Source organism: Pseudomonas sp. LBUM1670, assembly GCF_059695695.1.
This window is the reverse complement of the sequence record NZ_CP166783.1, coordinates 4,611,168-4,624,080: the sequence shown is the minus strand read 5'-3', so window position 1 is coordinate 4,624,080 and position 12,913 is coordinate 4,611,168. Positions and strand designations below refer to the sequence as shown.

The window sequence follows — 12,913 nt, the reverse complement described above, 5'->3', positions numbered from 1 at the left end:
CCCACATTGAGACGGTGTTCAGGTGGCGGGTTTTGATTGGTGAACAGGTAGTTCGACGCGGAATGTGCTTCCTTTGCCGACTTCACTCACCACCGAAATATCCCCCCCATGTTTCTTCACGATGCCATAGGACAAGGACAACCCCAGCCCTGTCCCCTGGCCTACCGGTTTGGTGGTGAAAAACGGGTCGAAAATTTTCTGCAGGATGTCCGGCGGGATGCCGGTGCCGGTGTCGGCGACTTCGATCCATACGGTTTCCCCTTCAGACCCGGTGCGCAGGGTGAGGGTGCCGCGCTCCGGGCCGATGGCCTGCGACGCGTTGACGATCAGGTTCATGAACACCTGGTTGATTTGCGAGGGCAGGCATTCGATCTCGGGCAGGACCTGATAGTCCTTCACCACATCGGCCTTGTACTTCAGCTCATTGGCCACGATGTTCAGCGTCGATTCGATGCCTAGCTGCAGGTTTGCCCACTGCCATTCCTGGTTGGAGTCCGCCCGCGAGAAGTCCTTCAGGTCTTTGACGATCTTCCCGACGCGGCTGATGCCGTCCTTGGATTCCTTGATCAGCAGCGGTATGTCGTCACGCAGGAATTCCAGCTCGATCCGGTCACGAAGCTGTTTCAAACGCTCGACCAGCTCGCTGGAACCCATCGCCTCTTCCGCTTCTCGATAGGCATCGAGCATTTCCTGCAGCTGTTTGAAATAACCGTCCAGGGTGCCGAGGTTGGAGGAAATAAAGCCAATGGGGTTGTTGATTTCATGGGCGACGCCGGCCGCCAGTTGCCCCAGTGAAGCGAGTTTTTCCGATTGCACCAGTTGCGATTCAAGCTGCTTGCGCTCGTCGATTTCCCGTTGCAACGCCTCGCTGGCCTGTTTGAACTGGGTCGTGCGTTGATCCACCAGATGCTCCAGGTGGCTCATTTGCACAAAGGCCCGTTCGGTCATGTCCCATTTGGTCAGCAGGGTGTTGGCCATCTGCTGGACTTCAATGTTGTCGAACGGTTTTTTCAGAATCAGCAGCCGATCATGGGCCTGCAACCGGTCCAGCAATTCATCCCAGGAATAGTCGGAGTAGGCGGTACACACCACCACTTGCAGGCGCGGGGCTTCCTGCCATAAATGCTCGATCGTCTTTGCGCCGTCCCAACCGTCCGGCATGCGCATGTCAACGAAGGCCAGCGCGTAGGGGCGGTTTTCCTGCAAGGCTTTCTTGAGCTTACCCAGGCCCTCTTGCCCGCCATACGCCGAATCCAGTTCGAACTGGGTTTGGGTGTTTTTCACTTCACTGCCAAACAGCGCCGCTTCCATCGCGTCCAGTTCGACGGTGGGCGCCGGCGTCGGTGTAAGGATCTTGCGGAAATCCTCATGAATGGACGGTGTGTCGTCGATGAGCAGAATGCGCCGGTTTGACCGTTCGCTCATGCCTCCTCCATGACGGTTTTCAGCGGGATATGCAGGGTGAACTGCGCGCCTTTGCCCGGCCCGTCGCTGTGGGCGCTGAGGTGGCCGTTCATTTCGATGGCGGCCAGGGCGCAGCTGTGCAGGCCGAAGCCATGACCTTCCTTGCGGGTGGTAAAACCGTGGGCAAAGATGCGCGTCATGTTTTCCGCAGCGATGCCTTCGCCGTCATCCTTGACGCTGACTTGCAGCGTCGTGTCGTCGACGATTTTGACCCCGAGGGTCATTTGCCGTGGGCGGTCGCTGAGGGCGGACATGGCGTATTTGGCGTTGCTGATCAGGTTGATCAGGATCAGCAGCAAGCGGTGCTTGTCACCCATGACCTGCGGCACCTCGCCGTACTCCTTGACCACCGTGACGTGATGCCGGGTCAGCGCGCCGGCGTTCATGCGCAGGGCATCCTCGAGCAACTCGCTGATGTGCAGCGGCTCCATCAGGCTGTTGGCGCCCGCGTAGGATTGCTGGGTGGCGACGATGTCCTTGATGTGGTCGACACTTTTGCTCAGCTGCGCGAGTTCGTCGGTCATGCCTTGTTGTTCGAGGGCGATGGCCTCCACCAGTTGATTGAGGTAACCGGGCAGCAGCTTGCCTTTCTCGTCCAGGGTCAGGAAGGTGCCGAGGTCACCGGGGTGTTGGTTGATCAGTTGCATGGCCTTGCCCAGCCCTTGGGCCTTGCTGGCGCGCAGTTTGCGCGACACCAGATCGGCCGAGATGTTGACGCTGTTGAGCACGTTGCCGACGTTGTGCAACACATTGGTGGCGATCTCGGCCATGCCGGCCTGGCGTGCGGTGTCCAGCAGTTCGCTCTGGGTGTCCTTGAGTTCACGGGTGCGTTCTTCCACCCGCAGCTCCAGGTCGTCATTGGCGGTTTTCAGGGCTTTGTTAACGTGGTTGATGACGGTGAAACTGCGCATGAGATGGATCGCCAGGTACACCAGCAACAGGACCAGCAACACTGAGAACACCAACATATAGAGGTGATAGCGCCGCTTGATCGCATCGGCCTGTTGCTGGTCCGTGTTCAACAGGCTGGTGATGTCGTCCAGGCGTTCGGCCAAGGGAATCGCTTCGATGTTTTCCAACAAGCGGTTGACCACCGGTTGTTCCCGCAGAATCAGTGAGATGTGGTTGCTCAGAATGTCGATCGGGCTGTGAAACTGCTCGGGCAGTCGCCACTTGTTCACCCCCAGTTTGTTCAGTCCGACCAGAATGTCGGCAGCCTTATCGTCGGAAGTGACCTGGGCGAATTCAAGGCTGCTGAGCAGCAAGTCGTAGGTGTCGGTAGCGATGTTCTGCAGTTGCAGTTTGTCACCATCAACCACCTGAGCCATTAGCTCCTGAATGTCGTCCTCGGCGGTGGGCAGGAACGCCAGTGAGTTGCGCAGAACGGCGTTGTGGGACTTGAACTGCTCCACCAGCCGGGTCTTTTCCAGGATGGCGGTCAGGTACGCATCGTGGCTGGCGCGCCAGATCGGCGAGTCGTTGCGACCGTGGTTCGATTCCATGGTGTCGAACCGTTCCCACAACTGGGACATCTCGATCAGCGGCGTGACCAGCGGATCATAGTTGTGGTTGGTGGAGATCCTGGCTTTGAGGATCTCTGTTTCCCATTGCGCGTTCAGCTGTTTGATCCGCCCGATCAGGTCCCGTGATTCGGCGTAGGTCGACGTATGGTTCGAATTCGATTTGAGATACAGGAACAGTAGCGTCGAGGCCAGCAACAAAGTGGCGACGCCCAGCAGTGCAAGGCTGCGACGGCGGGACATTTTCATAAGGGTTTACCTCCCCATTCACCGGTCAGGGTCTTGAGGAAACCGATGATCAGGGTTTTATCCTCGGTGGAAGGAATGCGGCCGAGCTGGAACTTGAACATCACGTCCACCGCCTCTTCGAGGGTGTTGGCCGAACCGTCGTGAAAATACGGTGCGGTCACCGCAACATTGCGCAGGCTCGGCACCTTGAACACGTTGCGGTCCTCTTCATCCTTGGTCACCAGATACCGCCCCAGGTCGGTGTCGATCGGGTTGCCGCGAAACTTGAAGTAATCGCCCAGGACGCCGAACTTCTGGAACATGTTGCCGCCGATGTTCACGCCTTGATGGCAGGCGATGCAGCCATAGTCCTTGAAACGTTGGTATCCGTACTTTTCCTCGGTCGTGAGGATGTCGGTGTCACCCAGCAGGTATTGATCAAACCGTGAATTGCTACTGAGCAAAGTACGTTCGTAGGTGGCCAGGGCGTTTTGCACATTGTTCATGGTCACGCCGTTCGGGTAGGCGTTGCCAAATGCCCTGCGGTAAACCGGATCGGCCGACAGCACCTCCACCACATGGTCCCAGTTGCTGCCCATTTCGCTGAGGCTCTTCACCACTTCATGGATCTGGGTTTCCAGGGTGTCGGCGCGGCCGTTCCAGAACTGCCTGAAATTCAGGGTGGCGTTGAACACGCTGGGGGTGTTGATCGTCACTGGCACACCGTTGAAACCGATGGAAAACGCCCGGGTATCGGCCCCCCCTTTTTCCAGCTGATGACAACTGGCGCAGGACAGCGTTGTGTTGACCGACAGGCGCCGTTCATTGAACAACTGGCGACCGAGTTCGACCCGCAACGGGTTTTGCTGTGGCACCGGGGGCAGCGGCTTGAGCGGTTCATCCAGCGGCACGGCGCCCGCGCTCAGACAAAATCCGAGCAGCGGCACCAGGAGCAGGCGGTGAAGGGATGGCGACATCTGATGATTCCCTGGCGGATGGCCTGTGTGTCGTTGCGCATCGTTCACTCGGCGGTAAATGGAGCAGGTCTCACAGACTCAAGATAGCGGGCGAAGGCGTCCGGTTCGACAGCTTTGCTGAAGTAGTAACCCTGGCCTTCTTCGCATTGATGAGCCTTGAGGAAATTCAGTTGTTCAAGGGTTTCCACCCCTTCGGCGATGATGGTCAGCTTGAGGCTGCGGCCCAGGCTGATAATGGCACTGACCAGGGCGGCGTCATTGCTGTCGGTGCTTAAACCGCGAACGAACGACTGGTCGATTTTCAGCACGTCGATGGGAAAGCGCCGCAAGTAACTCAGGCTGGAATAGCCGGTGCCGAAGTCATCGATTGCCAGCCGAATGCCCATGACCTTGAGTCGGTTCAGGGCGGTGACGGTGCTCTCGATGTTTTGCATCAACACACCTTCGGTGATTTCCAGCTCCAGCAACGCCGGCTCCAGCCCGGTTTCTTTGAGTGTCAGTTCGATGCTGTCGACAAAGTCGCGCTGACGGAAATCAATCGCCGACATGTTCACCGACATACAGATCTTCGGCAGCCCGGCGGCCTGCCAGGCGCAGGCTTGCCGGCAGGCCTCGGCCAGCACCCATTTACTCAACGGTACGATCAGGCCGCTGTCTTCGGCAACGCTGATGAACTCCGATGGGTAGACCAACCCGTGTCCCGGTTTTTGCCAGCGAATCAACGCCTCGGCGCCGACCACCTGGCCGCTGCCCAGATCCAGTTTGGGTTGGTAATACAGGACAAACTCATTGCGCTCCAGCGCCAGGCGAATGCCGGTCTCGATGCTCTGCTGATCCCGGGCGCGCTGGTTCATTTCGTCGATGAAAAAACTGAAATCGTTCGGGCCGCTTTCCTTGATGTTGCGCATCGCGGTTTCGGCTTTCTTGATCAATTCCACGGCGTCGAAACCATCATCAGGGTAAATGCTGATGCCCAGGCTCGCGGTCACGCTCAGGTCGTGCCCGGCGATGTGCAGGGGGGCGCGAATGGCGTTCAAGAGTTTTTCGGCGATGCCCTTGGTCTGCTGGGGGTGGCGGATATCGGCGAGGATCACCACGAATTCGTCGGAGCCATAGCGAAACACCGAATCTGACTCGCGCACGGTTTCCACCAGGTTGCGGCTGACCTGTTTGAGCATCTCGTCACCGGCCGGATGGCCGAGGGCATTGTTGATGCGTTTGAAGCGATCAAGTCCCAGAAACATCACCGCCAATTGTTTGTCATGGCGTCGCGACAACGCCAGCGACTGGTTCAACCGGTCACCCAGCAACGTGCTGTTGGGCAACTCGGTCAACACGTCGTACTGCAACAGATGAGACACCTTGAGCAATTCGTGAACCCGCGCTTCGATGGTTTGCTCCAGGCTCAGCACCTTCATCGCCGCATCCTGCGCCATCTGCCACTTCCAGGTCAGGGCGCTGGCCATTTGGCGGATTTCCAGGCTGTCGAAAGGTTTTTTCAGCACCAGCATCTGGTCGCCGAATTCCAGCCGCTCGGCCATGGCTTCCCAGGTGTAATCCGAATACGCAGAGCACAAAGCAATTTGCAGGTGCGGATCTGCCTGCCACAGTTGTTCGATGGTCTCCAGCCCGTCCCAGCCGGGGGGCATGCGCATGTCGGTGAACGCCATGGCATAGGGGCGACCTTCGGCCAGTGCGCGTTTGACCAGATCGAGGGCTTCCTGACCCTGGTAGGCCGAGTCGAGCTGAAACGTCAGCCGATCAATCTGCGGCGTGCCAAACAGTGCCGCTTCCGTGTCGGCCAGGCTCTGTTCGTCCGTTTCGGCCCCGAGGATCTTGCGAAAATCATCATGGATCGAAGGCGTATCGTCGATGATCAGGATGCGTCGGTTGGTCCGCACGAAAGGCACTTTCATCCTTTGTCCTCCGTGGACGGCATGATTCTCCCGGCTTTCAGCAACTCGGCGGCCTGTTGGCTGCTGACGGCCTTGCTGAAGTAATAACCCTGGGCGTTCATCGGTGACCCGGTGGCCATCAGTGAGCTGCGCTGCTCCTGGGTTTCGACACCTTCGGCGATGATGCCGATGCCAACGTCCCGAGCGAAATTGATAATTGCGCGCAAGGTATTGGCACTGGACGGATCGCGAGCGGCTGTGTCGATGAAGGCTTGGGCGAGTTTCAGGTGATTGACCTGGTAGGTCTTGAGGTAGTCGAACGAGGAATACTCGGTGCCGAAGTCGTCGATGGCGATCTTCACCCCCAGATCACGCAAGCGTGGCAACACGTCGTTGTGGGTCCATTTGGTCTGGGCCAGCGTCGCTTCGGTGACGTCGAATCGCAGATCCCCGGCGCAGAGTTCCCAGCGCGCGGTGGTGCGTAGCACGTCATAGATCAGTTCGGGGCCACTCTTGAGCTGCGCCAGGGACAGCTTGATCGCAATCACCGGCGGCGCGACACCTTCATCACGCCACTGGCGCATCTGCCGGCAGGCTTGATCCAGCACCCAATGACCGAGGGCGATGATCGTGCCGGTCTTTTCGGCGGCGGGCAGAAACGCGGCGGCGTCCAGCAAACCGCGGTCGGGGTGATTCCAGGTGACCTGCGCTTCCATTCCGAGGATCTTGCCGCTGCTCAGGTCCACTTCCGGCCAGTAATGCAGTTCGAGTTCATTGTGTGCGATGGCCGCTCTCAACTCGCTGGCGATGGTCATGCGCTCGACCACCTCCTGATTGATCTCGTCGGAGTGGAAGTGATACTGGTTGCGGCCCTTTTCCTTCGAGCGATAGAGCGCCATGTCAGCCTGGATCAACAGGCCGTCGGCGCTGGTGGTGATCGGGCTGTAGCTGCTGATGCCGATGCTGACCGACACGCGGACATCGTTGCCGGCCAGGGAGTAGGGCAGCACCAGCGTATCGCGGACTTTGGTGGCGAGGGACGCGGAGTGGGTCGGGTCGCCGACGTCCAGCTGCAGGATCGCGAACTCGTCGCCGCCGAGGCGGGCGACCACATCGTTTTCCCGCACGCAGGCCTTGATGCGCCGGGCAACTTCTTGCAGCAACAAGTCGCCCACCGGGTGGCCGAGGGTGTCGTTGATGCGTTTGAAGTGGTCCAGGTCCAGGTAAAACATGGCGAACGGGGTCGCGCCGCGACGTGCGGCCGCGAAGGCCTGGTGCAGCCGCTCGATCAGCGTCGCGCGGTTGGCCAGTCCGGTCAGTCCGTCGGTGCGTGCCAGCAGGGAGATTTTCTCCTCGGCCAGCTTGCGTTCGGTGACGTCGATGATGATGCCTTCGACTTCCAGCAGACGGCCTTCATCGTCGCGTACCGGGATATAGCGGTTTTCCACCCAGCGCCAGTCACCCGCGCCGGTGCGCATCCGGAATTCGATGGAGGCGCCTGCGGCATGGCGGTCCAGCACTTGGGCCATGGCGGTGTCGACCTTCGTTTGATCGTCGGGATGAATCAACTCCCGGGCCCAATTGGCCGAGGCCACCAGTTTCGCCGCGACATGACCGTACTTGGTGATGTTGTGGGAGATGTACATCAACGGAAACGACGGCTCGCCCCGCAGTCGATACAGAATGGTCGGGCTGTTCTGCACAATGATGTTGGCATCGGACAGTTCCCGGGTGCGCTCCTCGACGGCTTGTTCCAGCAGCGACATCTTCAGCTCGGCATCTTCGGTCATTTGCCACTTGGCGGTCAGTGCGCTGGCCATCTGGCGGATTTCGATGGCATCGAACGGTTTCTTGAGAATCAGCAGACGGTCGCCGAGTTCCAGGCGTTCGTCGATGTCTTCCCAGGAATAGTCGGAGTAGGCCGTGCACAGCGCCACTTGCAGTTTGGGGTCGACTTGCCACAGCCGTTCGATGGTTTCCAGGCCGTCCCAGCCCGGAGGCATGCGCATGTCGATGAACGCCATCGCGTAGGGCAGGTCGTTGGCCAATGCGGTTTCGACCTTGTTCAGCGCTTCGAGGCCCTGGAATGCCGAATCGAGTACGAAACTCAGCAGTGTGGCCGTCGTCGTGCCGAACAGGGCGAGTTCAGCACGGGTCAGGTTGTCGTCATCGGACGATGGCGGGCTGAGGATCTTGTGGAAGTCCTCATGGATCGAAGCGGTGTCGTCGACAATAAGAATCCGCCGGTTGGTTCGCGCCAATAGCGTATTCATCGCCATGTCCCTGGGCCGACAGCGGTTTGGTGCGCAGTGTTCATAAGGGGCATCCTTTTCCCTGACCACTTGGCCGAACGTACAGATTATGGATCCGAGTAAAGTGAGCATAGTCGCCCGGATCAGACTTCGCGCAACTGGAAACGAATCATTACAGCGACGGGGCGAAAATCATCTAGCCTGTAGGTCAGGACCCGGCAATAGGGGATGTTTGCCGGGTCCCGACATGACGCTGTACCAGTTTTCGCCTGAGGTAATGCCATGGAAGAGCCAATCCCCGCGACGTCCCCCCATAAACCCAAGGTGTTGCTGGTCGATGATGAGGAGTCCATCCTCAATAGCCTGGGTCGCCTGTTACGCGGCCAGCCCTACGACGTGCTGCTGGCCACCAGTGGCGCCGAAGCCCTGAATATCATGGCGAAAGTGCCCATCAACCTGGTAATGAGCGATATACGCATGCCCAACATGGACGGTGCCACGCTGTTGGCCCGTATCCACGAGCGTTATCCCGATACCGTCCGGATCATGCTGACCGGTTATGCCGATCCGTCAGCCATTATCAAAGCCATCAATGACGGGCAGATTCACCGTTACATCAGCAAGCCCTGGCACGATGGGGAATTGCTGCTGACATTGCGACAATCACTCGCGTATCAGCATTCCGAGCGTGAACGGTTGCGTCTGGTGCAGGAGACGTGGGATCAGAACGAGGAATTGAAGCTCCTCAACATCGACCTGGACAAACGCGTCGCCTCCCGCACCGCTGAACTGCAGCAGACCGCCGACATGCTCGACCTGGCCTACGAAGAGCTCAAGCACAGCTACGTCACTGGCACCGAGATGTTCTCGCTGCTGGCCAACCTGCGCATGCCGCCGGCCAAACAGACCAACCGCCAGATCATCGAGCTGGTGCGGGTGTACTGCAAGCGCCATGGGCTGGATGAAGTCATCAGTCGTGACCTGAGCATGGCGGCGGCGCTCTACAACATCAGCAAGCTGAGCTGGACCGACAGCATGACGACCACCCCCGCGGACCTGTTGCATCACGATGATCGTGAGCGTTATCGCAATTACCCGAAGCAGAGCGAATCGCTGCTGATGACGCTCGACCCGATGAAGGATGCCGCCCGTCTGATTCTTCATCATCAGGAGCGTTGGGATGGCACCGGTTTCCCTGACCGGCTCAAGGGCAAGGCGATACCGTTCGGTTCCCGGCTGTTGAAAATGGCGGTGGATTTCATCGAGTTGCAGCGCGGGTTGATCCTGGAACGGCAGATGAACAGTGATGAGGCCCTGGTGTATATCCGCAGCTATGCCGGAAAACGCTACGACCCCGGGATGGTGGAGGATTTCATTCAGGTGTGTGGCGCCTACCTGAGCGAAGTTTCTCTGGCCGATCCGACGGTCAAGGTCATGACCACCCGGGAGTTGGCAGCGGGGATGATCCTGGCGCGCAACCTCAATGCCGACAACGGCATGCTGCTGCTCAATGCCGGCAAGGTGTTGAACGGGCCGCTGGTGGAGAAATTGATCGCTTTCGAAGGCATGGAGGGGGCGAAATACAGCATTTTTGTGAAGGTGCCGGAAGAAGCGACTCTAGACGCCGGTCAAATTTCCCGATCCTCGCGCTGATCTTTGTGGGAGCGGGCTTGCTCGCGAAAGCGGTGGATCAGCCAACATCAATGCTGAAGGTCAGACCGCATTCGCGAGCAAGCCCGCTCCCACAGGGGGTCGGTGCTCCGCAAAGATTTTTATCGGAGTGACGACGCACCGATACACATGTGATCCTTGCGCCTTTTAACCAAGGCTAATCCTCATCCATGACGCTTTCAGCCACCGCTTCACCCCACCTCATCCGCATCGCCGCCGCCCTGTTGATCGGTCCCGACGGTCGCACCCTGCTGGTTCGCAAGCGCGGCACCGAGGCCTTTATGCAACCGGGCGGCAAGATCGAGGCCCATGAACAACCGGCCATCGCGCTGGCCCGTGAACTGGATGAAGAGCTGGGATTGGTCATTGATCCGGCGCACGCCCTCTATCTGGGGCAATTCTCGGCACAGGCCGCTAATGAGCCGGGATTTATCGTACAGGCCGATCTCTTTCAGCTGACGATCGATGCAGACGTGTCCCCGGCAGCGGAGATCGAAGAGGTGCGTTGGATTGACCCGACGACCGACGGTGATGTCCCGCTGGCGCCATTGACACGGGACCTGATCCTGCCGTTTTATCGAGCCTCGCTGACCGCGATCGCCTGATTATTCACGGACCAAGGATTGCCCATGATTCCGCTTCAAGACTTGCTGATCTTCGCTGCTGCCGCGTTGCTGATGGTACTGACGCCTGGGCCGAACATGATCTACCTGATCTCCCGTTCGATCTGCCAGGGCCGCAAGGCCGGAGTGACCTCGTTGCTCGGTGTGGTCGCCGGATTCTTCGTGCACCTGTTCGCCGCGGCGGCGGGTTTGACGGCGGTGTTCCTGGCGGTGCCAATGGCCTATGAAATGTTGAAGTGGGCCGGTGCGCTGTACCTGATATGGCTGGCCTGGCAGGCGGTAAAACCGGGGGCGCGGTCGCCGTTCGAGGCGCAGCAGTTGCCGCCAGACTCGTCGCGCAAACTGATCACCATGGGTTTTTTGACCAGTGCCCTGAACCCGAAAATCGCCGTGTTTTACCTGTCGGTGTTTCCGCAGTTCATCACGCCTGAGCATGGCTCGGTGTTCACCCAGAGCGTCGTTCTCGGTTTGACCCAGATCAGCGTCAGTTTCTGCGTCAACCTGTTGATCGCGGTGTTTGCGGCAGGCATCGCGTCCTGGTTCGTGAACAACCCGATCTGGCTGGCGGTGCAACGCTATTTCATGGGGTTCGTGCTGTCGGCGCTGGCGGTGCGGCTGATGCTTGAGCAACGAAGGGCGGCGTGAACATGTGGATTGAGCGGCTTGATGCCAGTCATGCCCTGGACTATCGGGCGTTGATGCTCGAAGCCTATGACTTGCACCCCCAGGCGTTTACCTCAAGTGTGCGCGAGCGCGCCACGATGCCGCTGGGCTGGTGGGAGGCGCGCCTGACCAGCAAGCAGGATGTGGTGTTCGGCGCATTTGAGGAAGGGCAATTGGCAGGCATCGTCGGCCTTGCCTTCGAACCTCGTGAAAAGGCCCGGCACAAGGCGACGCTGTTTGGCATGTACGTGTCCGGCCAGGTCCGCCAGCGCGGGCTCGGTTATCAACTGGTGCAGGCGGCGTTGGCCGAGGCGCAAACCCGCCCGGGACTGAGGCTGATTCAACTGACCGTCACCGCCGGCAACGAAGCGGCGTTCAACCTTTATCAGCGATGCGGCTTCATCCAGTTCGGCCTCGAACCGCTGGCGGTGCGGGTGGGCGAAGACTACTTCGACAAAATCCACATGTGGCGCGAGATCTAAAACCACCACGGCCTAATGTGGGAGCGGGCTTGCTCGCGAAAGCGGTAGTTCAGCCAACATCAATGCTGAATGTCAGACCGCATTCGCGAGCAAGCCCGCTCCCACAGGGTTTGTGTCTTCCTATTTAACCGCGCTGACACCGTCGAGTGTCGAAAACGACGTGTCCTTCGCCGTCAGCAGAAAATCGCGCATGTACGGCGCATCCAGCATGTCTGCGCGAATTCCCGCGTACAACGTTGCAAACAGCCCTTTCTCACCCAGCCGCTTGGCCTTCACATACCCCCGCGAGCTGTATTCATGCAGCGCCCAGTGTGGCATGCCGCACACGCCGCGGCCGCTGGCCACGAGTTGCATCATCATCACCGTCAGTTCCGAGGTTCGGACCTGGGCCGGTTCGATATCGGCCGGCTCAAGGAAGCGGGTGAAGATGTCCAGCCGATCACGCTCCACCGGGTAAGTGATCAAGGTCTCGGTCAGCAAGTCTTCCGGCACGATATACGCCTTGCTCGCCAAACGATGCTGGTTGGCCACCGCGAGCATCGCTTCATAAGTGAACAGCGGCACATACGTGATGCCGGCGATTTCCAGCGGATCGGAGGTCACCACCAGGTCCAGATCGCCACGGGCCAGGGCCGGTAACGGAGCGAAAGAGAAGCCTGACGCCAGGTCCAGTTCGACTTCCGGCCAGGCATCGCGGAACTGGTCGATGGTCGGCATCAGCCACTGGAAGCAACTATGGCACTCGATCGCCATGTGCAAACGCCCCGCGGTGCCACCGGCCAGCCGCGCGATATCGCGCTCGGCGCCGCGCAGCAACGGCAGGGTGGCGTCGGCCAGTTGCAGCAGGCGCAAACCGGCGCTGGTGAATCGCACCGGTTTGGTCTTGCGCACGAACAGCGGCATCCCCAGTCGTTCCTCAAGCTCCTTGAACTGGTGGGACAGGGCCGATTGCGTCAGGTGCAGACGGTCGGCGGCATCGACCAGGCTGTCGGCTTCGCGCAGGGCGTGCAGGGTCTTCAGGTGACGGATTTCAAGCACCGGCGGGGCTCCATGAGGAAAACTTGTGATCAACACGAAAAGGTTGAGTTTGTCTCATGTTGGGTTGGCTGTCGACAATAGCGCCATCTTTTACAGGGAG

The 12,913-nt window shown here is 59.4% G+C and carries 10 protein-coding genes; 4 read left to right on the top strand and 6 right to left on the bottom strand.

Going from position 1 to position 12,913, the window contains the following annotated elements:
* Positions 1-18: 18 nt before the first annotated feature.
* Genes ACA073_RS21045 through ACA073_RS21025 form a run of 5 tightly spaced genes read right to left on the bottom strand, consistent with a single transcriptional unit; the run spans position 19 to position 8,363 of the window.
* Positions 19-1,425, bottom strand: a complete 1,407-nt coding sequence (locus ACA073_RS21045) for an ATP-binding protein (protein ID WP_497399217.1) — start codon at positions 1,423-1,425, stop codon at positions 19-21.
* Positions 1,422-3,233 (bottom strand): DAHL domain-containing sensor histidine kinase, encoded by a 1,812-nt coding sequence (locus ACA073_RS21040; RefSeq protein ID WP_497399215.1) that lies wholly within the window; start codon positions 3,231-3,233, stop codon positions 1,422-1,424. Before ACA073_RS21040 ends, ACA073_RS21045 begins: the two co-directional genes overlap by 4 nt.
* Positions 3,230-4,189 (bottom strand): cytochrome-c peroxidase, encoded by a 960-nt coding sequence (locus ACA073_RS21035; protein ID WP_497399213.1) that lies wholly within the window; start codon positions 4,187-4,189, stop codon positions 3,230-3,232. Before ACA073_RS21035 ends, ACA073_RS21040 begins: the two co-directional genes overlap by 4 nt.
* 44 nt (positions 4,190-4,233) lie before the next feature.
* A complete protein-coding gene (locus ACA073_RS21030) occupies positions 4,234-6,105 on the bottom strand; it encodes a putative bifunctional diguanylate cyclase/phosphodiesterase (RefSeq protein WP_497399211.1) in 1,872 nt (623 codons plus the stop codon).
* Positions 6,102-8,363, bottom strand: coding sequence for an EAL domain-containing protein (locus ACA073_RS21025; protein WP_497399209.1), 2,262 nt, complete (start codon positions 8,361-8,363; stop codon positions 6,102-6,104). The genes ACA073_RS21030 and ACA073_RS21025 overlap by 4 nt, the downstream gene beginning before the upstream one ends.
* A gap of 255 nt (positions 8,364-8,618) precedes the next feature.
* Between ACA073_RS21025 and nosR the strand changes: the two genes are divergently transcribed.
* The 4 genes from nosR (at position 8,619) to ACA073_RS21005 (ending at position 11,775) form a co-directional block, all read left to right on the top strand.
* Complete coding sequence (gene nosR, locus ACA073_RS21020) at positions 8,619-9,989, top strand: response regulator c-di-GMP phosphodiesterase, NosR family (RefSeq protein WP_497399207.1); 1,371 nt, start codon at positions 8,619-8,621, stop codon at positions 9,987-9,989.
* A 188-nt stretch (positions 9,990-10,177) separates the two neighbouring features.
* A complete protein-coding gene (locus tag ACA073_RS21015) occupies positions 10,178-10,612 on the top strand; it encodes an NUDIX hydrolase (protein WP_497399205.1) in 435 nt (144 codons plus the stop codon).
* A 24-nt stretch (positions 10,613-10,636) separates the two neighbouring features.
* Entirely contained in the window at positions 10,637-11,275 is a 639-nt protein-coding gene (locus ACA073_RS21010) for a LysE family translocator (RefSeq protein WP_497399203.1), read from the top strand.
* A 2-nt stretch (positions 11,276-11,277) separates the two neighbouring features.
* Positions 11,278-11,775 (top strand): GNAT family N-acetyltransferase, encoded by a 498-nt coding sequence (locus ACA073_RS21005; protein ID WP_497404174.1) that lies wholly within the window; start codon positions 11,278-11,280, stop codon positions 11,773-11,775.
* 120 nt (positions 11,776-11,895) lie between these two features.
* On the opposite strand, the gene metR is transcribed toward ACA073_RS21005, so the two are convergent.
* On the bottom strand, positions 11,896-12,813 hold the full coding sequence (metR, locus tag ACA073_RS21000) for a transcriptional regulator MetR (RefSeq protein WP_497399201.1): 918 nt from the start codon (positions 12,811-12,813) through the stop codon (positions 11,896-11,898).
* Between the last annotated feature and the right edge of the window lie 100 nt (positions 12,814-12,913).